Genomic DNA, 22,583 nt, shown 5'->3' on the forward strand with positions numbered 1-22,583 from the left:
ACGGGGCAAGAGGGGCGCGCGTCAATACGCTCCCGGCCGATTCGGTCCGGAATTGCGACGTCGTTGGCGGGCCGGCCGCGCCAGCGCAGGGCCGGCGCGGCGGTGGGAGCCTCTAGTGCAGGCGGATGAAGTCGTTAGCCGAGGTGCGGCGCGAGCGGCGCGCGACCTCGAAGCCGTTCGAGGAGCCCTTGCGGTCGGTGTTGCCTTCGATGCTGAGGAAGCTGTCGCGGTCGCCGTCGAAGGCGAAGCCGGTATGGATCCAGTCGCTGGCGGTCTTGCGCACCAGGAAGACGCCGCAGCCGCCCGGCGCGGCGATGTCGCGCCCGCCGGCGACCGTGCGCCCGGCGACGAAGCGGCCGGCCGATTTGGCTTGTGCGGCCAGTTCGTCGCAGCCGAAGCTGCCGGCGATCGGCGGCGCCGCGCCGACGGCCTCGGCGGCCTGGCGCAGGACGAAGCTGACGAAGCCGGCGCACCACAGCATGGCGTCGCCCTGGCTGCCCTTCATGTACAGCCGCACCCAGGGCCCGCGATTGGCGCCGCCCAGTTCGATCGGATGCGCGGCCAGGTGCTGCTCGGCGAACCAGCGCACCGCCTGCGCGTAAGGTTTGGCCGGCGCCTGCGCAGGCAGGGCGACGATCCGCGCCAGCGGTTCGCTCAGCGCCTGCCACAAGGCTTCGTCGAGCGTGCCGGAGAAGCCCAGTTGCTTGCGCCGGGCGAACTCGGCCAGCGCGCGGCCGGTGGCCGGACCGAACTTGCCGTCCACCGGGGTGCCGTTGCCGTGATAGCCCAGCCACTCCTGGACCCGTCTGGTCGGCGCGCCGTTCGAGCCCTGGCTCAAGGCGCCCGGAAACTCCAGTTCGCGCCGCACGTACGTCTGATCCTGCAAGGCCATGAAACACGCTCCCTGGCGGCGGCATCCTTGCGCGCGCACGTCCCGCCGCCCGCGGTTGCCCCGGACGCTGCGCTCGCGCGCCGCGGCGCCCTGCCGCGACATTCCAGCCAACGCGGCGCGAGCGCCGGCGCGGTCATCGCGGCGGCGTTCGTTTTTGCAACGCCGCGCGGCGGCCGGACGCGGCGCGGCTCACGACGCGTCGTGGAAGATCAGGCCCAGGGTGTGGCGGCGGCCCGCGCGCACCCGGCTGACGCCGTGCTTGAGCGCGACCCGGTAGTGCCCGCGCGCGCCGGGCTGCGGACGATGCCGCACCGCGAACGCGACCGCATCGCCCTGGCGCAGCGGCACCACCTCGACCCGCGACTGCATGCGCGGCCGCTGTTCGGTCAGGACGAACTCGCCGCCGTCGAAATCCCGGCCCGGTTCGGACAGCAGGATCGCCACCTGCAAGGGAAACAGGTGCTCGCCGTACACGTCCTGGTGCAGGCAGTTGTAGTCGTCCTCGCCGTAGCGCAGCAGCAAGGGCGTCGGCCGCTGCTGGCCGGCGCGATGGCAGCGCTGCAGATACTCGTCCAAGCTCGGCGGATAGTCCGCCGCTTCGCCCAGCGCCTGGCTCCAGCGCGCGGCGGTCGTGGCCAGCGGCGGGTACAAGGCGGTGCGCAGCGCCTGCACCGGCGCCGGCAAGGGATAGCGGTAATAGCGATACTCGCCGCGGCCGAAACCGTGCCGGGCCATCACCACCCGGCTGCGATAGCGCGCCTCGTCGTCGTAGGCCTCGGCCAGGGCCGCGCATTCGCGCGCGGTCAGCAGCCCGGGCAGCACTGCGTTGCCGCGCCGGTCGAGTTCGGCGCCGATCCGGACCCAGTCCTGCGCGGCGGCGCGCGCGGCGATCGGCGCATCGCCGTCCGCGGCGCAGCGAAAATCGGTCTCGTCCTCCGCGGCGAACAAGGGCAACGATGAGATTCGGCGCATCGGCGCGCTCCGTGCATGACTTTCGTCAGGCCATGATCCGTTTTCGCGCCGCGCGCGCTATCCGAATCCTGCTGCGGGCTGAATCGTTTCGTCCGCTTCGAGCGAAAGGCGATGTTGCCGAATTTGCCGTCAACGCTTGCCTGAGGCGGACGGGTTCAGCCGCCAGCCAGACTGGCGCGAAGAGACGGCGACGGGCGCACTCCAACCTAGGACTTATGACCTAGGCCATCGGGACTTATGGCCTACGCCGGCGCGCCAAGGACCATGCGCAGAACGTTAAGTTCCTAATAAAAACCCCGGAAAATTCAGGTTCGATTGAAGTGCGGCGACGATACTGCGCACACCGAATCGCAAGGACGCTTCACTCCGAAGCGCGCGATACGGAATAAAACCAATAAGAGGCTCAGACCTTATGAAGCGTGCATTGCTTGCCCTCACCCTCGCCGCCGCCCTGCCGTTCGCCGCCGCCAATGCGGCCGAGGGCGTGTCCTACAACTACGTCGAGGCCGGCTACGCCAAGACCGACGCCAAGAACAGCTTCGCCGATTCCGATGGCTGGGCGATCAACGGCTCCTACGCCTTCCACCCGAACTTCCACGTGTTCGGCGGTTACTCCCAGCAGGAAACCGATTCGGAAAACTTCGGCGGCTTCCGCATCCCCAGCTTCGATGTCGACCAGTGGAACGTCGGCGTGGGCTACAACCACGAACTGACCAAGCGCGTCGACCTGGTCACCCGCGTCGCCTATCAGCAGACCAAGGTCGATTACGGCAGCTGGTCCGGCAGCGACAAGCTCAAGGGCGGCAGCGTCGAAGCCGGCGTGCGCGGCACCCTGACCCCGAACTGGGAAGGCTATGCCTTCGCCGGTTACCAGGATTACGACAAGCACTACGACGGCGAGTTCTACGGCCGCATCGGCACCCAGGTGAAGTTCAACCAGAACTGGGGCATCACCGCCGACGCCAAGTTCATCGACGGCGGCCAGAAAGAGTTCTTCATCGGCCCGCGCTTCAGCTTCTAAAGAAAGCGCTACCGGGAAGCACCCGGCAACAATCGCGATTCTTTCTCTCTCTCCCCCGAAACGTCGCGATGAGCCCGGCCGCTAGGCCGGGCTCTTTTTTTGCTTCGGAAGGTACGGCGCGCCGACGCGCCGGTGACGGCCGATCGGCGGGGCAAACCGGCGCGGCACGCCGCTCTGGCGCTATCCGGCGACGCTCAGTCCTGCTCGTCGACCGGTTCTTCGCCGGCGCCCTGCAGCGCCTGCTGCAACTGCTCGCCCAGTTCGCGTTCGAGCTGCTTTTCCGCGGCGCGCTCGGGCGTGGCCATGCGCAGCTCCTCGCAAGCCACCGAATCGGAGTGCTCGGCGCAGACCTTGCGGATGCCGGCCAGCAGCGCGTCGTCGCCGCTGTTGAGGTAGGCCGACACGACATTGCCGCAGCCTTCGCGCACGTGCATCGCGCAGACCTTGTCGTAGGCCGCGGCCGCGCCCTTCCAGTCGCCGCCGAGCGCGGCGACATGGCCGATGCCCATGCAGGCCGACATCGAGCCGCGCGCGCAGCAGGCCTGGGCGCCGCCGGGTTCGGTCAGCGCGCACTGGTCGACCTTGTACGCCACTTCGCGCAGCTTGGCGCCCGGCTTGGGCAGCGCGATCGGCGCGCAGCGGCCGGCCGCCTTGAGCCGGTAGACGTGGTAGCGGGTCCAGTCGTCCTGGCCGACCAGGGTCTCGGCGTCGATCCAGCGCAGCACGAAATCGTCGCCCTTGTCGTGGCGCACCAGCACCTCGTCCTCGCGCAAGCGGTAGGGCATGGTGGCCTCGCCGTCTTCGGACAGCGCGGCGTTGCCGTCGTCGAAACGGAAACCGCCGAACAGCGATTCGTCGTCGGACACGTACCAGCCGCAGGGCTGGCGCGGCGGCTGCCGCGGCGGCGCGTCGCGCAGCGCGGCGCCGGTCCACCGCGCAAGGCGGTCGCAGGCGTTCTTGCTCAGCCGGCGGTCGCAGGTGGACTGCGAGATCGCGCGCGTCGAGGCGTAGCGGCCGGCGATCCACTCCTGCTCGGCCAGCGATTCGCAGGCGCCGCCGCTGCCGATCTCGTCGCAGGCGATGCGCAAGGCCGCGATCGAGGCCGGGCTCAGCGCATCGGTGCGGAACATCACCAGCGGCGCGTCCGCATCGCTCGGGGTCAGTGCCTTGGCCCAGACCTCGCAGGCGTAGGGGCTGCGGTCCTCGCGGCAATGACGCTCGAGCTTGCCCAATCGATCGGGCTGCTTGCCTTCCGGGTCGTAGCTGAGCACGTCGACGCAGGACTGGACGTCGCCGGCGGCGCAATCGGCGGCGCTGTCGTTGTCCTGGCCGGCGGCGTAGGCGACGCCGTCGTTGCGGTGCGCGGCGCAGGTCGCGGCCTTGACCCGCTTCAGGCGCTTGGGCTCCGGATCGAGAAAACCGGGCTGGCGCTCCAGGTCGCCGTCCGGCAGCAGCTTGTATTCGGTGCTGAGGGTACTGTCGGCGTTGCGCACCCGGACCCGGTCGCCGTCGATGCGGTAGCGGTACGGGCCCTGGGCCGAAGCGAAGCCTTCGCGGTCGTGGGCGATCGCGCGTTCGCCGTCGAAGCTCAGGGTGCCGTCGTATTCCTCGCCGCTGTCGTAGGTGCCGCAGGGCGCGTCCGTGGCGAACGCCGGCGCCGCCAGCAGGGTCGAGAGCAACAACGGGACGGTACGAAGAAATCGCATGATCTGCCTTCCTTGGGATGGGGGCGCGCAGCGGCGGCACCGGGCCGCGGCGATGCGTCGCGGGCGGACCGGTGCGGCAGCGGGCCGGGGATCAACCGAACAGGTCGGTCGGGTATTCGGGCTTCTGCTCGCGCGAGAGCAGCTTGCGCAGGCCGTCGGCCGGGGTGATGCGGCCGTGCAGCACTTCGCGCACCGCGCTGGAGATCGGCAATTCGATGCCGTGGCGTTCGGCCTGGCGCATGACCTCGTCGGCGGTCTGCACCGACTCGACCACCTGGCCGATCTCGCGCACCGCGTCTTCGATCGACTGGCCGCGGCCCAGGGCCAGGCCGAGGCGGCGGTTGCGCGACAGGTCGCCGGTGCAGGTCAGCACCAGGTCGCCGAGGCCGGCCAGGCCCATCAGGGTCTCGGGCTGACCGCCAATGGCCTGGTTGAGCCGCAGCATTTCGTTGAGGCCGCGGGTGATCAGGCCGGCGCGCGCGTTGAGGCCGAGCTGCATGCCGTCGGCGACGCCGGTGGCTACCGCGAGCACGTTCTTCATCGCCCCGCCGAGCTCGGCGCCGAGCATGTCGTCGCCGGTGTAGGCGCGGAACGCCGGGCCGTGCAAGGCGTCGGCCACCGCTTGGGCGAAATCCGCGTCGTCGGAATGCACGGTCAGCGCGGTCGGCAGGCCTTGCGCGACTTCCTTGGCGAACGAGGGACCGGTGACCACCGCCAGCGGCACGCCGGCGCCGAGCACTTCTTCGGCGACTTCATGCAGGAAACGGCCGCTGCCGGGCTCGAAGCCCTTGGTCGCCCAGGCCACGCCGGCGCGGGCCGGGCGGTGCGGAGCGAGCGCGCGCAGGGTTTCGGCGAAAGCGTGCGAGGGCGTCACCACCAGCACCAGGTCGGCGTCTTGCAGCGACTGGGCCAGGTCGGTGGTCGCGCGCAGGCTCGCCGGCAAGGCGATGCCGGGCAGGTAGCGCGGGTTCTCGTGGCGGCCGTCGATGGCCGCGGCGACATCGGCGTCGCGGCCCCACAGCACGGTCGGGTGACCGTGCCGGGCGATCAGGGCGGCCAGGGCGGTGCCCCAGGAGCCGGCGCCGAGCACCGCGATGCGCGGCTTGCGCGCCGTGTCGGACGGGTCGTGCGTCATGCGCGAACGGGTCCGTAGGCCGGGGTCAGGCGTTGCCGGCGGTTTCCGCGTCGGCCAGGCCGCCTTCGGCCTGGGACGAGCGCTGGCGCAGGCCTTCGGCGTACAGGGCGTCGAAGTTGATCGGCTGGAGGAAGAACGGCGGGAAGCCGCCGGCCTGGATCAGGTCGCTGATCAGCTGGCGCGCGTACGGGTACAGCACGTTCGGGCAGTGGGTGCCGAGCATCGCGTCCAGGGTCGGGCCGTCGAAGCCGATCAGGCCGAACACGCCGGCCTGCTTCACTTCGGCCAAGTACATCGGCTTGTCGTTGGCGGCGCAGGTCAGGGTGATGCCGAGCACCACCTCGAACGCGTTCTCGCCGACGCGCTGCACATTCTGCGACAGGTTCAGCTGCAGCTGCGGCTGGGCGGCTTCGGCGAACACGGCCGGAGCGCCGGGGACTTCGAAGGAGACGTCCTTGACGTAGATCTTCTCGACGGTGAACGCGGGGCCGGTTGCGGCTTCTTCGGCCGGCGCGACGGCGCCGTTGACGTTTTCTTCGGACATCGGGTGATTCCCCCAGCGGAATATGTGTTGGAAAAGAAGGTGTTGGAAAAGAAGGTTTCGGAAAAGAAGCCGATTATGCCCGCTCGGCCGGAGCGGACCAAACCGCCGCACGGCGGCCCGGGATTATGGATTGAGGCGGATCGGGGCCAATCAAGGGCCAGCACGACCGCGATCACAACGACCGGGCCGGCGCCAGCCTAGCCGGCGCCGATGGCGCGGCTGCGACAGCTCAGGCGCGGCCCTTGACCAGGGGCAGCTCGGCCTGCATCCAGGCCTGGATGCCGCCGTCGAGCCAATAGACCTGCTCGAAACCGGCCTTCTTGAGCCGCTTGGCGGCGTCGGCCGAGGCCTGGCCGGTACGGCACACGGCGACCACCGGCAGCGCCTTGGCGCCGTTGAGCAGCTTGCTTTCCGGATCGAACTGGCTCGGCTGGACCGAACGGCTGCCGGCGATGTGGCCCTTTTCGAAGTCGTTGCTGGCCGACAGGTCGACCACCAGGGCGTTGTCGCGGTTGATCAGCGCGGTCAGCTCGGCCGGGCGCAGGGCCTTGTAGCCGCGGAACAGGCGCGCGATCTCGGTGTACAGGATGGCCAGGGTCAGGCCGACGAAGCCCAACGACAGGTACATGTGGCGGCCGGCGAACGCCAGCAGTTCATCGAAGCTCACGGCAGACTCTTTCCGGATCGGCGCTCAACGGGCCCCTGCGGGCCCGAACGGGGCGGCGATTGTCGCCCAGGGCGGGCTTCGGCGCAAAAGGCGAGGAAAATAGCGGCGAGGAGCGAGGAGTGAGTAAAAGCCGGGCGGCGGCAACGGGAAACGCGCTTTTACTCGCTGCTCACTCCTCGCCGCTATTTCCTGCCTCCGGCCGTCACTGCCCTTCCCACAGATCCGGCAAGCCGCTGATCAGCCACCAGGTCTTGGCTTCCGGGTCCCAGGTCCAGGCTTCGACGTAACGCACGCTGCGCTCGCCCAGGGTGTGCCGGTTGATCACGCCGATGTTGATCACCCGCGCGGCCGAGCCCTTTTCCTTGTCCACTTCGCTGCCGGCGTCGTGGTAGGCGGAGATCTGGATCTGCTTGTAGCGCTCCAGCTGCAACGGGGTCGGCGCCAGCTTCTTGCGCAGCTTGGGCTCGATCATGTTGGTCGCGCCCTCGAAGTCGCCCCAGCGGATCGCCGCCGAGTAGGCGTACTGGGCTTCGGTCAGCTTGTTGTTCTGGGTGCCGGTGGTCTGGCAGCCGGCCAGGCTCAGCAAGGCGAGCAGGGCCAGGGCCGCCCATGAGGTCTTCAGCAACGGTCGCATCTGTGCGCTCCGGCAAGAATGAGGTTCGACGCGCATCCTACCGGGCGCGTCAGGGCTTAGCGATGGCGACGTAGCGCGCCGTGAACTCGGTCGCGATCCCGCCCTCCGGCAGCAGCGCGCGCGCGACCAGCGAGGTGCGGGCGCGGCCGCGCTCGCGCAGGGTAGCCAGGAAACTGTCCCAGTCGGCGTCGGCGGCCAGTTCGGCGTGCACGTCCAGGTCGGCGAACAACGGCGCGAGGTAACGGATCTGGCTGTCGGCGACGAACACCTCGGCGCGCAGGCCGGCCTGTTCGATGCCGAGCGAGACCACGCCCCACGAGGCCAGGGTCATCATCGACGCCAGGCTGCCGCCGAAGGCGCAGCCCTTGTCGTTGACGTGATCGGCCAGCGGCGCATGCAGGCGCAGGCGGCGGCCGTCGTAGCCGGCGATGGAAACCCGCATCGCCGCGACCGGCGGCATCGATTGGTAGTGCGCGTGGAGACGTTGCAAAGCGGCGTCGTGAGTCATCGGAACCGAAGCGGAGGTGGGGGATTGGGGGACGTGCGCGGCAGCGTCGCACTGCCCTGGGCGGTTGCGCTGTGCCAAGCTGGCCGCATGAGCCGCGCACCGCGTCGACCGCCGCGATGGTACGTGATCTCGCTGCGTCCGAGCGGCGAGCACGCGCCTTTGCGTCGTCTCGCCGCGCAATACGGCGGCGGATTGATCGCCTTGTCGCCGTGGCGCTTGCGCACCCGCGGCGACGCCGACACGCGCGCGCTGCTCGACCGCGCGCTCGGCGCGACACGGGCGCTGGCGACCAGTCCTGCCGCGGCGCGCGCGCTGCACCAACTGCGCCCGGACTGGCGCGCGCCGGCGACGCAGCGCTGGTACGCGGTCGGCGCCGGCACCGCCGCAGCGCTGGCCGCCGCCGGCATCGACCCGGTGCGTTGGCCGCAGCGAATGGACAGCGAAGGCCTGTTGCAACTGCCGGACCTGCAGGACCTGGACGGCGAAGACTTCGCCCTGCTGACCGCGCCCGGCGGCCGCGGCCTGATCGAACCGGCGCTGCGCGCGCGCGGCGCGCGGGTGATCCGCGCCGATGTCTACGAACGCCTCGCGCTGGCGCCGTCGCCCGCGCAGGCGCGGAGGCTGTGCGCGCTGGACGTGCCGACGCTGCTGGCGCTGTCCAGCGGCGAAGCCCTGCAACGCGTGCTCGCGCAGTTGCCCGAGGCCGCCGGCGCGGCCCTGCGCCGGGCCCGGGTCAGCGCGGCCAGCGCGCGCCTGGCGCAGTTGGCGCGCGAACTGGGTTTCGCCGAGGTCGCCGTCGCCGCCGGCCCGCAGCCGGAACAATTGCTCGCGCCGGGCCTGCGCCCGGCGCCGTGACCGGTTTGCGCGGCAGGCCTCGTCAAGGCTGTCTTGATGCCCGCTTCCGGTAGCATGGCCGAGCCATGAACTCCCCCCTCGACACCGTGTCCACCCCTTCCGCGACTCCCCCGCCGCGCCGCGGCTCCGCCGCCTGGTTCTGGCTGCTCGTCGTGCTGTTGCTCGCCGCCGCCGCCGGCTGGTTCGGCTGGCGCGAATGGCAACACCGCCAGGCCGAAGCGCGCGCCGCCGAAGCCGACGCCGGCCAGCGCCTGGACGCGCTGAGCCAGCGCCTGGACGCCTTGCGCACCAACCAGGACGCGCACAACCGCCGCCTGGTCCAGGCCGACAACACCAACCGGGTATTGCGCGACGAACTGCACGGCATCGGCCAGCGCGCCGCGCTGATCGAGGACAGCGTGTCCAAGCTCGCCGATCCCGACCGCCACGGCGCCCAGGCGATGCGCCTGGACGAGACCGAGCTGCTGCTGACCCTGGGCCAGCAGCGCCTGCTGATCGCCGGCGACCTGGAAGGCGCGCGCCGCGCCTATGCCCTGGCCGGCGGCGTGCTCGACGGCATCGACGATCCGGCCTACCTGAGCCTGCGCCAGACCCTGCTGCAGGAATCGGCCGCGCTCAAGGCGCTGGGCATCGAGCCGCGGGTGCAGGCGATGGCCAAGCTCGACGCGCTGGCGCAGAGCCTGAGCCTGCCGGCGGCGACGCCGGCGCAGGCCGCGGCGCCCACCGCACCGTGGTGGAAGCGCGCCTTCGGCGTGCTGATCGACGTGCAGCCGCGCGACCGCAGCATCGCCACCCACCCCGACGACCGCGCCGCCGCGCTGGCCGGGCTGCAACTGGAAATCACCCTGGCCCGCGCCGCCGCCGAACGCCGCGACGTCGAGGGTTACCGCGCCGCGCTCAAGCGCGCCGAAGCCTGGGTGCTGCGCCTGTCGGCGCCGTCGCCGGCGCAGCGCAACCAGCTCGCGCAGTTGCGCGAACTGGCCGCGCTGCCGCTTTCACTCTCGGTTCCGACCCTGGGCACCACACTGCAGCAGTTGCGCCAGCTGCGCACGGCCCGCTGAACGGCCGCCCCGACCGCCGGCGCGATAAGGAGGTGCCGCAATGAACCTGTTCCGCAATCTGCTGTTCTGGATCGTGCTCGCGCTGGTCGGTGCGTTGGTCGCGCAACTGCTGGTGCAGGACCCGGGCGAGATCGTCGTCACCTACGGCGACTACCGCTACCTGACCAACCTGCCCAAGGCGCTGCTGATGCTGATCGGCGGCCTGCTCGCGCTGTGGCTGGTGTGGAAGGCCTTGAGCCTGCCGTTCGTGGCGATGCGCCGGCACCGCAAGAAACAGGCCCGGGCGCGCCTGCTCGACGGCCTGGACGCGCTGCACCAGGGTCACTGGACCCGCGCCGAGAAATCGCTGGCGCTGGCCGCGCGCAATCCCGAAGTGCGCGCGCTGGCCGAAGTCGGCGCCGCGCGCGCCGCCGCCGCGCGCGGCGATGCCGCGGCCAAGATGCAGCACCTGGATGCGCTCGCCGTCGATCACCCGATCGCGCGCGCTTTGACCGTGGCCGAGTTCGCGCTCGTCGAACAACGCCCCGCCGACGCCCTCGCCGCGCTCGACGCGCCGGCCGCGCAGCCGCTGCCGCCGCGCGGCCTGGCCCTGCGCGCGCAGGCGCTGGCCGCGCTCGGCCGCGCCGGCGAGGCCTACGGCCTGCTCGGCGCGCTGCGCCAGCACGCGGTGCACTCGCCGGAGCAACTGAACCGGCTGGAAGCGGCCTGGGCCGAAGCGGCGCTGCGCGAAGCCGCCGACGCCAACGTCCTGGCCGACCACTGGGAAGCCCTGCCCAAGCCGCTCAAGACCGAGCCGGCCGCGGTCGCCGCTTACGCCGAACGCGCCGCCGCGCTGCGTTGGGAAGAGGCCGCGGCCAAGAGCGTGGAGCAGGCTCTGGACGCGCGCTGGGACGAATCGCTGGCGGCGTTGTACGGACGCCTGCCGATCGGCCGCCTGGACGAACGCCGCGCCCACGCCGACCGCTGGCTGGCCGCGCACCCGGGCAGCCCGGCGTTGCTGGTGACCCTCGCCCGCCTCGCCCGCGCCCAGGGCCAATGGCCGCAGGCCGAGGCGTATCTGCACCGCGCCCTGGCCCAGGGCGCGAACGCCGAGGCCTGGGAAGAACTCGGCCACGGCTTCGCCCAGGCCGGCGACGAGAACCGCGCCCGGCTCAGCTACGTCAACGCCCTGCGCGCCGCGCGCGGCGAAACCGCGACCGAGCTGCCGGGCCGCGACCTGCGCCAGAAGCTGTTCGACGAAGCGGTGGTCGAGGAACGCGACGAGTTCGGCATGCCGCGCTTGCGCGGGTGAGCGCGCACCCGAACGGGCAGGAACGAAAACGGCGCCGGTCGGCGCCGTTTTCGTTTGCGCGGCCCGGCGATGCGCTCAGCGCAGCGGCAGGCTCAAGGTCGACGGACTTGCCGCCGGCGAGCTGAAACTGACCGTGCCGCCGAGGCGGCTGGCCGAGGCGTAGCGCGGGTCTTCGGTGTCGATCACCAGCACCAGCCGGCGCCCGGCCGGGATGTCCCAGCTGGTCGCTTCCAGGCGCAGGTCCAGGGTCTGGGCCACGCCCGGCGTCGCCCCGCGCAACGAGTACGGTTTGTGGCTCAGCAGCGAACCGTTGCCGAGCAGGTCGACGCTGTAGAGGTAGGCGAACAGGCTGACGTCGGGCTGGCTCGGGGTTACGGTGACGCGCAACTGCGGCATACCGCTGAGCTGGCGCGGCAGCCAATGCATCGGGCTCTCCCAGACCGCCGCGCCGGCGCGTGCGACCAACGGGATCGAGGCCTGCGGCGCGACCTGCAGCGATTGCAGGAAGCCGCTGACCATGGCGATGCCGGAGTCGGCGACGGTGGGCAGGCCGGTGAGGATCGAGTGGCGCCAGCCGGTGCTGGGCGCGGCGCTGAGCTCGCCGGTCGGCGCGATCAGGCCGCTGGGCCGGGTCAGCGCGAACACGGTCGCGCCGCTTTGCACCGCGTTCCAGTCGGCGTAGCCGCGCCAATCGCCGTCCTGCGATTTCAGCCGCACCCGCGGTTCGCGTTCGACGCCGTTGTCCAGGCCCTTGAGATGGCGATCGAACCAACGCCCGACCGCATCGTAGATGTCGTTGGGCAGGCCCAGCGCGCCGGGCGCCTCGACCGTGGCGTGATCGCCGTGACTGAACAGCAATTGCTTGGGCCCGGTCAGGCGGCCGTAGAAATCGATGTACTGGCCCGGCGGAAACAGGCTGTCGTTGTAGGCGTTGGCGAGCAGTACCGCGGTGCCGTTGCGGTTGAGCGCGGCGACGTCGGTGGCCGGGCTGCGCTGCGGCACCACCGGCAGCAGGTCGGCGACCGCGCCGTCGTGATCGCCGAGCGCGATCTTGGCGGTGGCGCCGGCCAGTTCCGGTCCGGGCCGGCCGGTCAGCGCGCCGGCCAGCACCAGCAGGCTGGTGCCCTGCTTGCTGACGGTGCGGTTGGCGTACAGCGAGGCTTCCAGGTCGGCCCAGCCGCTGAGCGCGGCCACCGCCTTGATCCGCGGGTCGCGCTCGGCGGCGAGCAGGCTGATTCCGGCGCCGTAGGAAATGCCGCTGGCGCCGATCCGCTGCGGGTTCGACGGCGTATGCGCCAGCGCCCAGTCGATCACCGCGCTGACGTCCTCCACCGTGCCCGGCCCGGCGATGTCGATCAGTCCCTGCGAATCCCAGAACCCGCGCGAGGTGTAGCTGACCACCACGTAGCCGCGGCTGGCGAGCAGGCCGCCGCGGCCGACGTATTCGAGGTTCGGCACCGCCCAGCTGGCCGGCATCACCAGCAGCGGGAACGGCCCCGGGCCCTGGTCCTTGGGCACCATCACGAAGGCGCCGAGTTCGGCGCCGTCCCAACCGGCGATGCGCTGGTAGGAACCGGTGAAACCGCCGGCCCAGGCCGGCGAAACCGCGACGCACAGGAACAGACACAACAGCCACGACCGGATTGCGCGCATGAGATCGTCCCCTCCCAAGGACCGTCCAGCACGAATAGATACGTTTGCGTATGGTGTGTTGCCGGACGACCGTACCATCGCGCATGGAAGCGCTACAACGGCTGCGAAACCGACTTTCGTGAACCTGCGCGATGCGGGTCACGGAACCGGTGTCCGGCCTGGCGTCGAGGATGTGCTGTCCGATCCGCCGAAGACGGCGTCGGCCCCGCTCAGGCAGGACGGACCGAGTGCGCCGGCGCTGCGCCCAGGCCGAAGCGGCGCGCTGCGCAGGCGGCGTTGGCCTGCGCGGCGGACCCGACCGCGGCCTGGCGATCCGGGGCGCGCGGTTCGGCGGCCGCGGCCTGGCTCAGAAGTGGACGATCTTGCCGTCGTCGTCCAGGCGCGCGTTGCTCGGATCGCGCGCCTGGACCAGTTGCAGTTGCGCGTCGACGATCTTGCCCAGGTAGTCGCGGGTCTCCACGTCTTCGAGCGCGGCCAGCGCCGGGTCGGCGCGCACGGCCAGGAACGTCGCGCGCGCGGCGTCGAAACGGCCCAGGCGCCGCTGCAGTTCGCCGACCACCAGCCGCGCATGCACGCCGTCTTCGCTGCCGGCCTGGCGCTGCGCGCGCTGCTGCCAAGCCTGCAGGGCCTGCTCGGCGTAGCGCGGATAGCGCTCCGGGCCGGCTTCCCAGGTCGCCTGCAGCCAGACGTTGGCGGTCGCATCGGCGCTGGCGCCGGCGAAGGCCATCTGCCGGGCGAGGCGGTAATACGGGGTTTCTTCGGCGATCCAGCCGCGGTACTCGGCCGAGGCGACGAAGGCGCGCAGCTTGGCCAGTTCCTCGGCGCCGTAGTCGCGCTGCTCGATCACGATGAAGCCGTTGCCCGGGCAGGCCGGCAGCGGCGCCGGCGCGGCGATCGGGCCGAACGGGCGGGTGTCGAAGTAGCGCCCGAACGAGGTGCCGGAACTCATCACCCGGCTGGTGAAAGGCTTGCCGTCGATCGGGCAGACCAGGGTCTGGTCGGCGAAGGTCAGGGCCTGCGCCGGCGCGGCGGCCAGGACCAGCAACAACAGGGCGAACGGACGGGACATGACGACTCCTTGTCGTGGTCGTGCGAGTGGACGTGGACGGGTCAGAAAACGCGCGAGCGGGCCGACCGGGGTCGGGCGACGACCGGCATCGCGGCCCGCCCCACGGCGCCTCGCCCGGCCGTGACGGCACGCACATATTGCCGCAAACCGGGCCCGCCCCAGCCCGCCGGCGACCCGTTGGCGCGCGCCGCTGCGTTTGATCCCACATTCCCCGAGGCGATGCCCCCATGGCCCTGAGCGATCTGTTCCGCTACGGCGCGCAGCCGAACCTGTTGCTCATCATCACCGACCAGGAACGCAGCCTGGCGCAGTGGCCGGCGCCGTACCGCGCCGAGCTGGGCGCCCGGCTCAAGGCGATGCGGCGCCTGAGCGGCAACGGCCTGAGCTTCGAACGCGCCTACACCGGCGCCTGCATGTGCACGCCGAGCCGGGCCACCTTCCTCACCAGCCAGTACCCCGCGGTCACCGGCTGCACCACCACCGGCGCCGATTCGCTGCCCCTGCCCGACGTGCTGCCGAACCTGGCCACGGTCGCCCAGGCCGCCGGCTACGGCTGCTACTGGATCGGCAAGTGGCATCTGCTCGGCGGCAACGAGCCCGGCCGGAGCCCGAACGATTTGAGCCGCTGGGGCTTTTCCGACTGGGACCCGAACGACGCCGGGCTCAGCCTGGGCCCGACTTACCTGGGCGGCGGCACCCTGGCCAGCGCCCCACCCTCGCCGGGGGCGCCGAACCAGAACGACCAGCGCTATCTGGCCGACGCGCTGAAGTTCCTCGCCGCGCCGCCGCCCTCGCCGTATTGCCTGGTGGTGTCGCTGGTCAATCCGCACGACTCGCACCTGGGCTTTCTCGACCTGGCCGCGACTTACTACGATGCCTGCGTCTACGGCGCCAGCGGCGCGCCGCTGCCGGACAACGCCAACGAAAACCTGGCCGGCAAGCCGCGCGCGCAGGCCAGCTACGCCTGGAGCGCGATGGCGGCGGCCGGCGCGCAGCAACAGGACTTCGTCGACTTCTACGCCTATCTGCTGGAATACGTGGATTCGCAGATCCTGCAGTTGCTCGACGCGATGAGCCGCGAGCAGCTCGACAACACCCTGATCGTGCGCTTCGCCGACCACGGCGAGCTCGGCCTCTCGCACGGGCTGGTGGAGAAATTCGTCAACGCCTACGACGAGGCCTTGCACGTGCCGTTGCTGTTCTCCAACCCGGTCGCCTGGCCGCGGCCGCAGCGCAGCCAGGCCCTGGCCAGTTCGGTCGACCTGCTGCCGACCCTGGCCGCCCTGCTCGGCGTCGCCGAGCAGTTCCCCGACCTGGTCGGGCGCGACCTGAGCCCGGTGCTGGCCGATCCCGAGGCTTCGGTGCAGGACGAGGTGCATTTCACCTACGACGACATCGGCGGCGACGGCCCGAGCACGATCCGCGCGATCCGCAGCGAGCGATGGACCTATGCGGTCTACCTGCCGCCGGAAAACCAGCCGGACCAGGGCGGCGACTGGGAGCTGTACGACCACCGCCAAGACCCGCAGCAGGACCGCAACCTGGCCGGCGATCCGGCGTACCGCGCGCAGCAGTCGCTGCTGGAACAGGCCCTGGTCGCGCAGATGCAGGCCAAGGGCACGCTGCCGGCGAACTGGCCGCCGAGCTACGTGCCCGGGCGCAGCCGCGGCGGGCCGGCGTAGCGCGTCGCCGAGGCGACCGCCTGTAGGAGCGGCGTAAGCCGCGACCTAGGGGCGCGCAGAAGACCCCTGAGCCTTCGTCATCGAGCGAAGCCAAACCCCAGCTGTAGGAGCGGCGTGAGCCGCGACAACCGCAGCGAGGTGCGCAAGCGTCGCCCGCCGAAGCACGGATATGCGGCGCTTCGCCGTTCGCATGCAGGTCAACGGCTTTGGCCCCTGCGTGGTATTGCACCGCTTCGGCGGTCGCGGCTCACGCCGCTCCTACAGGGGGCGGGGCCATCGCGATGGATACGAAAACGCCCCGCGATGGCGGGGCGTTGCGCGATCGATCCGGCGCGAAACCGGTGGTCCGTGGCTCAACGCTCCAAAATCGCCACCACGCCCATGCCGCCGGCGGTGCAGATCGAGATCAGGCAGCGGCCGCCGCCGCGCTGCTTCAGTTCCTTGGCCGCGGTGGCGACGATGCGCGCGCCGGTCGCGGCGAAGGGATGGCCGGCCGCCAGCGAGGAACCGTTCGGGTTGATCTTGGCCGGGTCGATCCGGCCCAGCGGCGCGTCCAGGCCGAGCCGGTTCTTGCAGTAGTCCTCGCTCTCCCAGGCGCGCAGCGTGCACAGCACCTGCGCGGCGAAGGCCTCGTGGATCTCGTAGAAGTCGAAGTCCTGCAGGCTCAGGCCCTGGCGCTTGAGCATCTCCGGCACGGCCACGGTCGGCGCCATCAGCAGGCCTTCGCCGTGGACGAAATCGACCGCCGAGACCTGCGCGTCGCGCAGATAGCACAGCACCTCGTGGCCATGGGCCTGGGCCCATTCGTCCGAGGCCAGCAGGCAGGCCGCGGCGCCGTCGGTCAGCGGGGTCGAGTTGGCCGCGGTCAGGGTGCCGCGGCCGGAGGTCTTGTCGAACGCCGGCTTCAGCGTCGCCAGCTTCTCCAGCGAACTGTCCGGACGCAGGATGTTGTCGCGCGAGACGCCGCGGAAACTCACCACCAGGTCGTCGAAGAAGCCGCGCTCGTAAGCCGCGGCCAGCTTCTGGTGCGAGGACAGCGCCCACTCGTCCTGCGAATCGCGCGAGATGTTCCACTGCTTGGCCATGTCCTCGCAGTGGTCGCCCATGCTCTTGCCGGTGCGCGGCTCGGCCACGCCGGGGAACTCGGGCTTGAGCTCGCGCAGGTGGAAGCCCTTGAACGCGGCCAGCTTGTCCTTGGTGGTCTTGGCCCGCGCCGCTTCGAGCAGGCGCCGGCGCAGCTGCTTGCCGTACACGATCGGCACGTCGGAGGTGGTGTCCGAGCCGCCGCCGATGCCGGCCTCGATCTGGCCCACCGCGATCTTGTTGGCGATGGTGATGATCGAATCCAGCGAGGTGCCGCAGGCGCGCTGCAGAGTGATGCCCGGGGTCAGCGGCGACAGGCCGGAGGACAGCGCGGCCTCGCGGCCGAGGTTCCAGTCGTTGCTGTGCTTGATCACCGCGCCCATCGCGACTTCGCCCAGCTGCTGCCCGTGCAGGCCGAATTTCTCGACCAGCGCGCCGAGGGTGCGGACCGACATGCCCAGGTTGCCCACGTCCGCATAGGCCGTGTTCTGGCGGCAAAACGGAATACGCACGCCACCGAGCACGGCGACGGGACGGTTTGGACGCATCGGCACACCTCGCGGGGGGATTCGGGACAGCCCGCCGTGGCGGAGCGGGCATAATGGGGCTCAGTGTAGCGCCGCACACGCGCTCCACCAAACGCCAGCGTATCCTCGGTGACCATGAGCCCTGCCAGCCCTTCCGCCAGCGGTCGATCCGCGCCCCTGCACGTCCTCGGCGCCCTCGCCCTGGAACTCCGCGGCGACGCGGCGGTCGACCGCGCGGCCCTGCCGCGCCAGGACGCCGGGGCCCTGGCGGAGAAGATCGCGCGCGACCTGGCCGGCTTCGCCGCCGAGGCCGCCGGGCTGGACCTGATCACGGTCGGCGCCCATTACGACCCGGTCGAACTGCTGCGTCCGGGCTGGCCGCTGCACCGCGAACTCGACCAGTTGGCCGCGAACGCGCCGCGCGAGCGCCTCGCCGACGCGCAGGCCGGTCGGGTGATCGCCTTCGGCGCCCACGACGCCCAGTTGCCGGGCGCGCTGGCGCCCTCGCCCGACTACGCCGGCGGCCCGCTGCGGCTGGTGCCGTTCCTGCTCGGCGGCGACGCCGAGCGCGTGGCCCGGGTCGGCGACCTGCTGGAAAGCCACCTGCTCGAGCGCGGCATGGCCGGCGCCGACACGGCCCTGGCCGCGCAGGCCGCGTTCGGCCTGCAGGTCGAGCACGCGCGCTACCTGACCGTGCACGACCTGGCCGCGATGATGGCGATGCAGTACGAACACGCCGGCCTGGGCCCGCTGTGGCCGGTGCTGGAAACCGCCCTGCTGGCGCCGGAAGGCGAGGAGTGGCTGGACGCGCCGCCGGAGCCGCTGGTGCATTACAGCGAAGGCGAGGCGCGCATCGCCCTGTTCTCCCCGGCCGCCTGGCACGCCCGCTACGCGCCCGAGGCGCCGTGCGACACCGAGCAATGCCGGCAAGCACTCAACCGCCGCTACCAGCATTTCGAAGCGCGCCTGCGCCAGATCTCGGCCGTGCTCGGCGCCCACGCCGTCCCGGTCACCTTCGTCCACTGCGACGGCCCGGCCGAGCGCGAGGCGCTGTAAGCACGCCCTCCTGAAGCACACCCTCCTGTAGGAGCGGCGTAAGCCGCGACAACCGCAGCGACGTACGCGAGCGCCGTAGCCGAAGCCCGGACCTGCGGCGGTTTTGTTCGCTACGCGATGGAGCGACGGTCTTCGGCAGGATGCGTGGTATTGCATCGCATCGGTTGTCGCGGCTCACGCCGCTCCTACAGGAAGCAACGCCGCGGCTCCGGCGAGCGCTTAGGTGTGCTGCTCGTAGATGTCGTAGCCGGCGTCGTCCATGCCCATCGCCCGGTAGGTGCGCTGCGCCGCGGCATTGCCGCGTTCGACGTACAGGCGCAGGCCGACCACCCCGGGAGTGGCCTGGGCCAAGGCCGCGACGTGGCGGTGCAAGGCCTGGTATACGCCCTGGCGGCGGTGCTCCTCGGCCACGTACACGCTCTGGATCCACCACCAGTCGCCGTTGCGCCAGTCGCTCCACTCGCGGGTCAGCATCAGGGTGCCGGCCGGTACCGCGATGGTCTCGCGGCCGGCGACTTCGGCCTCGCGCATGGCGACGAAGTAGCGCGCCTTGGCCGGATCGGCCAAGCCGGCGCCGACGCCGGCCTGCACGGTCGGCGGGTCGAGCCGCTTGTGCTCGGTTTCCCAGGCCATCGCGACCATCCAGTCGGCGATCAGGTCGCGGTCGGCGGCGACGGCGTCGCGAATGCGCAATCGGCTCATGGCGGCAGGCTCAGAACGGTGTGCTCAACATAGCGGACTCAAGACAACGTGCTCAAGACGACGTGCTCAAGACGACCGGCTCAGGACGGGCGGCTCAGGACGGGATGTTCGGGCCAGCAGGCTCAAGACGGCATGGCGAACGACGGCGCGACCCGCGGCAGCCGTCGGCTCGACGGTTCGACGAACGCGCGGCGCGGAGGCCGCGCGCGGTCCGCTCAGCGCGCGACCTTGATGATGCCGCAGGCCAGGCGCGCGCCGGCGTTGCCGGCCGGCTGGCTGGCGTAGTCGTCGGCGGCTGCGTGCACGATCACCGCACGGCCGGCGACGTCGTTGGCCGCGCCGCCACCGAGGGTCACGCCGCTGGCGTGCACGTCGACCTTGGCCACGCCTTCGCCGTCGGCGACCAGGTTGTTCATGTCGCCGGCGTGGTGCGCGCCGTGCCCGACCCGGCCGTGCGGCTGGCCGGAGGGATTGAAGTGGCCGCCCGCGCTGCTGGCGTCGGCCGCGCTGCAATCGCCCTTCTCGTGGATGTGGATGGCGTGGGTACTGTTGGCGCCGAGCCCGCCGATCTCGCCGGTCAGGTGCACGCCGTCGCCCATCGGGCGCAGGCTCAGCTTGCCGCTGACCAGGCTGCCGGAGGCCGAAGCCATCACCGCGACCGCCGACTGCGCGGTCGACACCGGCTTGGGCCCCGGCGGCGGCGGCGTGGGCTTGGCGGTCTGGCCGCCGCAGGCGGCGAGCGCGAGGACGGCGGCGGCGATCGTGGCGGTACGCAGGATAGGCGACATGCAATGGCTCCTGTCGGCGCCGTCGCGGACGGCGCGCGTGCGAGAGGAAGGTCCGACGCTAGTCCCGGCCGGGTTCAGCGCCGGTGAAACAAGGCATCGGAGCCACGCCGGCGTTGCCGGCGACGACAACGACCGCGGCGGAACGGTTGGCTGGATTATGTCGGCGCGCGCCGCGCCGGGCCGGACCCGGTTCGCATTCCGCCAAGCACGGTAAACCCGCGTGCGCGATCCGCCACCGGAGCGGTACGCGCGCGCTCAGGCCCCGCGCCGGCCCGGGCCGAGCTTGCGGGTCAGCGTATTGCGCCCCAGGCCCAGCCGCGCCGCCGCCTCGGTGCGGCGTCCGCCGGTATGCGCCAGCGCCGCCTCGAGCAAGGCGCGGTCGAAACGCTCGCGCGCGTCGGCATGCAGGTTGGCGCGGCCTTCGGCCAGTTGCGCGCGCGCCCAGGCCGACAGTTGGTGTTCCCATTCGGCCGCGCCAGGCGCGGGCGCTTCGGCCACGTCCAGCACCTCGTCCAGATCGGCGCGGGTGATGGTTTCGCCCGGCGCCAACGCGGCCAAGCGCCAGCACACGTTCTCCAGCTCGCGCACGTTGCCCGGCCAGTCGTGGGCCAGCAGGCGTTCCAGCGCCGGCTTGGACAGGCGCTTGACCGGCGCGGCGAAGCGGGCCGCGGCCGCGGCCAGGAAGCGCTCGGCCAGTTGCGGCACGTCGGCGCGGCGCTCGCGCAAAGGCGGCAGGCGCAGCCGCACCACGTCGAGCCGGTGCAGCAGGTCGGCGCGGAAGCGGCCTTGCGCGACCAGCGTCTCCAGGTCCTGGTGGGTGGCGGCGATCACCCGCACGTCGACCCGGATCAGCTCGCGCCCGCCGACGCGGAAGAACTCGCCTTCGGCCAGCACGCGCAGCAAGCGGGTCTGCAACGGCAACGGCATGTCGCCGATCTCGTCCAGGAACAGGCTGCCGCCGTCGGCCTGCTCGAAGCGGCCGATGTGGCGGCGCTGGGCGCCGGTGAAGGCGCCGGCCTCGTGGCCGAACAACTCGCTCTCCAGCAGCTCCGACGGAATCGCCGCGGTGTTCAGGGCCACGAACGGCCGCGCCGAGCGCGGCGATTCGCGGTGCAGCGCGCGCGCGACCAGCTCCTTGCCGGTGCCGGTTTCGCCGGTGATCAGCACCGACAGCGGCGCCTGCGCCAGGCGGCCGATCGCGCGGAACAGGTTGAGCATCGCCGGGGTGTCGCCGATCAGGGTGTCGGCCGGCGTCTCCTCGGCCGCCGCCGGCGCCGGTTCCGGCGCGCCGTTCGCGGCCAGGGTGCGCGCGGCCAGCGCCACCGCTTCGTCGAGATCGAAGGGCTTGGACAGGAACTCCTGCGCGCCGCCGCGGAACGCGCCGGCGGTGCTGGCGACGTCGGTATAGGCGCTCATCACCACCACCGGCAATGCGGGCGCGCGCGCCTTGAGCTTCTCCAGCAACACCAGGCCGCCGTCGCCGGGCATGCGCACGTCGGTGAACAACAGCTGCGGCGCGCCGCGTTGCTCCAGCGCGTCCAGCGCGTCGGCGGCGCTCTCGAACTCGTCGACGCGGTAGCCGGCGGCGCGCAGGGCGGTGGCGAGAACGAAGCGGACCGAACGGTCGTCGTCGACGACCCAGATGCGTGCGGCGCTCACGGGCGCGTCTCCTCGGCGCCGCCGTCGATCTGCATCGGCAGCAGCAGGGTGAATACGGTATGGCCCGGTCGCGAGCGATAGGCCAGCGAACCGCGGTGCTCGCGCGAGACCAGTTGCGCCAGCGCCAGGCCCAGGCCGCTGCCTTCGGCGCGCCCGGATACCAGCGGCAGGAACAATTGTTCGGCCAGTTCTTCCGGCACGCCGCGGCCGTCATCGACGATCTCCAGGCGCAGGGCGATCGGATGCACGGCGTCGGCGATGCGCACGCCGTGCTCGATCCGGGTGCGCAGATGGACGTGGCTGGCGCCGGCCTCGATCGCGTTGCGCACCAGGTTCCACACCGCCTGCATCAAGCGGTCGGCGTCGCCGAAGAACTCCGGCAGGCTGGGGTCGTAGTCGCGCACCAGCCGCACCGCCCAGCCGGCATCGGCTTCGGCCAGGCGCAGCACCCGTTCCAGTACCGCATGGATGTTGAGCGGCGCGTGCGGCCGCGGCGGGGTCGCGATCAGCAGCCGGTCGACCAGGGCGGCCAGGCGCTCGACCTCGCTGTCGATCAGTTCGACCAGTTCGCGCCCCTCGCTGTCGTCGATGCGCCGCCCCAGCAACTGGGCCGCGCCCTTCAAGCCGGCCAGCGGGTTGCGCAATTCGTGCGCCAGGCCCTTCAGCGAGGCCGACAGCGCCGAAGGCAGCAGCAGGGCTGGGTCGTCGCCGGGGAACTCGTCGACCGGGTGCGCCTCCAGCAGCCAACCGCCGCTCTCGCGCCGGCTCAGCCACAGATCGGCGAAGCGGTCCTCGCCGCCGGCGTAACGCAGGCGCAGCCGGCGCATCCGCAGCGGCGCTTCGTCGCCGCCCGCGCGCGCCAGGGCCCGCGCCAGGCGGCCGTCGTCGTCGGCGTCCAGGCCCGACAGCGGCCAGCCGATCAAGCGCCGCGCGCCGATCCCGAACCAGCGCGAGAACGCCAGGTTGCAGCCGGCGATCGCCCCGGCCGGATCGGTCCAGGCCATCGGCGTGGTCAGGCCGTCCAGGCTCAGGTCGGGGGCGGGCTGGGGGTCGGAGGGCATTGCACCATCTTAGTGCA

21 protein-coding genes are annotated in these 22,583 nt (G+C 71.6%); 6 read left to right on the forward strand and 15 right to left on the reverse strand.

The window, feature by feature from the left end:
* Window positions 1-112 precede the first annotated feature (112 nt).
* Both AC3A57_RS22530 and AC3A57_RS22535 read right to left on the reverse strand, forming a co-directional pair.
* Window positions 113-892, reverse strand: coding sequence for a peptidoglycan-binding domain-containing protein (locus tag AC3A57_RS22530; RefSeq protein ID WP_487580941.1), 780 nt, complete (start codon window positions 890-892; stop codon window positions 113-115).
* Window positions 893-1,081: 189 nt separating this feature from the next.
* Window positions 1,082-1,864: a 2OG-Fe(II) oxygenase gene (locus tag AC3A57_RS22535; protein ID WP_487580942.1), complete on the reverse strand. Its 783-nt coding sequence runs from the start codon at window positions 1,862-1,864 to the stop codon at window positions 1,082-1,084.
* Between the two features lie 412 nt (window positions 1,865-2,276).
* Here AC3A57_RS22535 and AC3A57_RS22540 point away from each other — a divergent pair, with 412 nt between their 5' ends.
* Window positions 2,277-2,885, forward strand: coding sequence for a porin (locus AC3A57_RS22540; RefSeq protein WP_487580943.1), 609 nt, complete (start codon window positions 2,277-2,279; stop codon window positions 2,883-2,885).
* Between the two features lie 194 nt (window positions 2,886-3,079).
* Here the strand turns inward: AC3A57_RS22540 and AC3A57_RS22545 are convergent, their stop codons facing one another.
* From AC3A57_RS22545 to AC3A57_RS22570, 6 genes are all read right to left on the reverse strand, one after another.
* A complete protein-coding gene (locus AC3A57_RS22545) occupies window positions 3,080-4,591 on the reverse strand; it encodes a hypothetical protein (protein WP_487580944.1) in 1,512 nt (503 codons plus the stop codon).
* 91 nt (window positions 4,592-4,682) lie between these two features.
* Window positions 4,683-5,726, reverse strand: a complete 1,044-nt coding sequence (locus tag AC3A57_RS22550; RefSeq protein WP_487580945.1) for an NAD(P)H-dependent glycerol-3-phosphate dehydrogenase — start codon at window positions 5,724-5,726, stop codon at window positions 4,683-4,685.
* A gap of 25 nt (window positions 5,727-5,751) precedes the next feature.
* A complete protein-coding gene (gene secB, locus AC3A57_RS22555) occupies window positions 5,752-6,270 on the reverse strand; it encodes a protein-export chaperone SecB (protein WP_221670937.1) in 519 nt (172 codons plus the stop codon).
* 229 nt (window positions 6,271-6,499) lie between these two features.
* Window positions 6,500-6,937, reverse strand: coding sequence for a rhodanese-like domain-containing protein (locus AC3A57_RS22560; protein WP_221670936.1), 438 nt, complete (start codon window positions 6,935-6,937; stop codon window positions 6,500-6,502).
* Between the two features lie 202 nt (window positions 6,938-7,139).
* On the reverse strand, window positions 7,140-7,571 hold the full coding sequence (locus AC3A57_RS22565) for a hypothetical protein (protein WP_487580946.1): 432 nt from the start codon (window positions 7,569-7,571) through the stop codon (window positions 7,140-7,142).
* A gap of 49 nt (window positions 7,572-7,620) precedes the next feature.
* Window positions 7,621-8,079, reverse strand: coding sequence for a YiiD C-terminal domain-containing protein (locus AC3A57_RS22570; RefSeq protein WP_487580947.1), 459 nt, complete (start codon window positions 8,077-8,079; stop codon window positions 7,621-7,623).
* A gap of 87 nt (window positions 8,080-8,166) precedes the next feature.
* Between AC3A57_RS22570 and AC3A57_RS22575 the strand changes: the two genes are divergently transcribed.
* The 3 genes from AC3A57_RS22575 to AC3A57_RS22585 all read left to right on the forward strand — a co-directional run bounded on the left by AC3A57_RS22575 (window position 8,167) and on the right by AC3A57_RS22585 (window position 11,286).
* On the forward strand, window positions 8,167-8,934 hold the full coding sequence (locus AC3A57_RS22575) for a uroporphyrinogen-III synthase (RefSeq protein ID WP_487580948.1): 768 nt from the start codon (window positions 8,167-8,169) through the stop codon (window positions 8,932-8,934).
* A 65-nt stretch (window positions 8,935-8,999) separates the two neighbouring features.
* Entirely contained in the window at window positions 9,000-9,995 is a 996-nt protein-coding gene (locus AC3A57_RS22580; protein WP_487580949.1) for a uroporphyrinogen-III C-methyltransferase, read from the forward strand.
* Window positions 9,996-10,035: 40 nt separating this feature from the next.
* Window positions 10,036-11,286, forward strand: coding sequence for a heme biosynthesis HemY N-terminal domain-containing protein (locus AC3A57_RS22585; protein WP_487580950.1), 1,251 nt, complete (start codon window positions 10,036-10,038; stop codon window positions 11,284-11,286).
* A 75-nt stretch (window positions 11,287-11,361) separates the two neighbouring features.
* Here AC3A57_RS22585 and AC3A57_RS22590 read toward each other — a convergent pair whose 3' ends face one another.
* Both AC3A57_RS22590 and AC3A57_RS22595 read right to left on the reverse strand, forming a co-directional pair.
* Window positions 11,362-12,939, reverse strand: a complete 1,578-nt coding sequence (locus AC3A57_RS22590; RefSeq protein WP_487580951.1) for a CocE/NonD family hydrolase — start codon at window positions 12,937-12,939, stop codon at window positions 11,362-11,364.
* A 346-nt stretch (window positions 12,940-13,285) separates the two neighbouring features.
* Window positions 13,286-14,008, reverse strand: a complete 723-nt coding sequence (locus AC3A57_RS22595) for a hypothetical protein (protein ID WP_487580952.1) — start codon at window positions 14,006-14,008, stop codon at window positions 13,286-13,288.
* 227 nt (window positions 14,009-14,235) lie between these two features.
* On the opposite strand from AC3A57_RS22595, the gene AC3A57_RS22600 reads away from it, so the two are divergent.
* On the forward strand, window positions 14,236-15,690 hold the full coding sequence (locus tag AC3A57_RS22600; protein WP_487580953.1) for a sulfatase family protein: 1,455 nt from the start codon (window positions 14,236-14,238) through the stop codon (window positions 15,688-15,690).
* Window positions 15,691-16,043: 353 nt separating this feature from the next.
* On the opposite strand, the gene AC3A57_RS22605 is transcribed toward AC3A57_RS22600, so the two are convergent.
* On the reverse strand, window positions 16,044-17,321 hold the full coding sequence (locus AC3A57_RS22605) for an acetyl-CoA C-acetyltransferase (RefSeq protein WP_487580954.1): 1,278 nt from the start codon (window positions 17,319-17,321) through the stop codon (window positions 16,044-16,046).
* 114 nt (window positions 17,322-17,435) lie between these two features.
* On the opposite strand from AC3A57_RS22605, the gene AC3A57_RS22610 reads away from it, so the two are divergent.
* Window positions 17,436-18,356: a hypothetical protein gene (locus AC3A57_RS22610; RefSeq protein ID WP_487580955.1), complete on the forward strand. Its 921-nt coding sequence runs from the start codon at window positions 17,436-17,438 to the stop codon at window positions 18,354-18,356.
* A 219-nt stretch (window positions 18,357-18,575) separates the two neighbouring features.
* Here AC3A57_RS22610 and AC3A57_RS22615 read toward each other — a convergent pair whose 3' ends face one another.
* The 4 genes from AC3A57_RS22615 to AC3A57_RS22630 form a co-directional block, all read right to left on the reverse strand.
* Complete coding sequence (locus AC3A57_RS22615) at window positions 18,576-19,058, reverse strand: GNAT family N-acetyltransferase (protein ID WP_487580956.1); 483 nt, start codon at window positions 19,056-19,058, stop codon at window positions 18,576-18,578.
* A gap of 215 nt (window positions 19,059-19,273) precedes the next feature.
* Entirely contained in the window at window positions 19,274-19,846 is a 573-nt protein-coding gene (locus AC3A57_RS22620; RefSeq protein WP_487580957.1) for a superoxide dismutase family protein, read from the reverse strand.
* Between the two features lie 255 nt (window positions 19,847-20,101).
* On the reverse strand, window positions 20,102-21,505 hold the full coding sequence (ntrC, locus tag AC3A57_RS22625) for a nitrogen regulation protein NR(I) (protein WP_487580958.1): 1,404 nt from the start codon (window positions 21,503-21,505) through the stop codon (window positions 20,102-20,104).
* Complete coding sequence (locus AC3A57_RS22630) at window positions 21,502-22,566, reverse strand: two-component system sensor histidine kinase NtrB (RefSeq protein ID WP_487580959.1); 1,065 nt, start codon at window positions 22,564-22,566, stop codon at window positions 21,502-21,504. The genes ntrC and AC3A57_RS22630 overlap by 4 nt, the downstream gene beginning before the upstream one ends.
* Window positions 22,567-22,583: the final 17 nt, after the last annotated feature.

Source organism: Lysobacter sp. Soil_C_15, from assembly GCF_057657315.1.

Excerpts from the sequence above, each read along its gene's own strand:
- AC3A57_RS22530 (WP_487580941.1), bottom strand. The coding sequence starts at position 892 with ATGGCCTTGCAGGATCAGACGTACGTGCGGCGCGAACTGGAGTTTCCG.
- AC3A57_RS22615 (WP_487580956.1), bottom strand. The coding sequence starts at position 19,058 with ATGAGCCGATTGCGCATTCGCGACGCCGTCGCCGCCGACCGCGACCTG.
- AC3A57_RS22565 (WP_487580946.1), bottom strand. The coding sequence starts at position 7,571 with ATGCGACCGTTGCTGAAGACCTCATGGGCGGCCCTGGCCCTGCTCGCC.
- AC3A57_RS22595 (WP_487580952.1), bottom strand. The coding sequence starts at position 14,008 with ATGTCCCGTCCGTTCGCCCTGTTGTTGCTGGTCCTGGCCGCCGCGCCG.
- AC3A57_RS22570 (WP_487580947.1), bottom strand. The coding sequence starts at position 8,079 with ATGACTCACGACGCCGCTTTGCAACGTCTCCACGCGCACTACCAATCG.
- AC3A57_RS22540 (WP_487580943.1), top strand. The coding sequence starts at position 2,277 with ATGAAGCGTGCATTGCTTGCCCTCACCCTCGCCGCCGCCCTGCCGTTC.
- AC3A57_RS22580 (WP_487580949.1), top strand. The coding sequence starts at position 9,000 with ATGAACTCCCCCCTCGACACCGTGTCCACCCCTTCCGCGACTCCCCCG.
- AC3A57_RS22610 (WP_487580955.1), top strand. The coding sequence starts at position 17,436 with ATGAGCCCTGCCAGCCCTTCCGCCAGCGGTCGATCCGCGCCCCTGCAC.
- AC3A57_RS22535 (WP_487580942.1), bottom strand. The coding sequence starts at position 1,864 with ATGCGCCGAATCTCATCGTTGCCCTTGTTCGCCGCGGAGGACGAGACC.
- AC3A57_RS22575 (WP_487580948.1), top strand. The coding sequence starts at position 8,167 with ATGAGCCGCGCACCGCGTCGACCGCCGCGATGGTACGTGATCTCGCTG.
- AC3A57_RS22605 (WP_487580954.1), bottom strand. The coding sequence starts at position 17,321 with ATGCGTCCAAACCGTCCCGTCGCCGTGCTCGGTGGCGTGCGTATTCCG.
- secB (WP_221670937.1), bottom strand. The coding sequence starts at position 6,270 with ATGTCCGAAGAAAACGTCAACGGCGCCGTCGCGCCGGCCGAAGAAGCC.
- AC3A57_RS22620 (WP_487580957.1), bottom strand. The coding sequence starts at position 19,846 with ATGTCGCCTATCCTGCGTACCGCCACGATCGCCGCCGCCGTCCTCGCG.
- AC3A57_RS22585 (WP_487580950.1), top strand. The coding sequence starts at position 10,036 with ATGAACCTGTTCCGCAATCTGCTGTTCTGGATCGTGCTCGCGCTGGTC.
- AC3A57_RS22545 (WP_487580944.1), bottom strand. The coding sequence starts at position 4,591 with ATGCGATTTCTTCGTACCGTCCCGTTGTTGCTCTCGACCCTGCTGGCG.
- AC3A57_RS22630 (WP_487580959.1), bottom strand. The coding sequence starts at position 22,566 with ATGCCCTCCGACCCCCAGCCCGCCCCCGACCTGAGCCTGGACGGCCTG.
- AC3A57_RS22590 (WP_487580951.1), bottom strand. The coding sequence starts at position 12,939 with ATGCGCGCAATCCGGTCGTGGCTGTTGTGTCTGTTCCTGTGCGTCGCG.
- AC3A57_RS22600 (WP_487580953.1), top strand. The coding sequence starts at position 14,236 with ATGGCCCTGAGCGATCTGTTCCGCTACGGCGCGCAGCCGAACCTGTTG.
- AC3A57_RS22550 (WP_487580945.1), bottom strand. The coding sequence starts at position 5,726 with ATGACGCACGACCCGTCCGACACGGCGCGCAAGCCGCGCATCGCGGTG.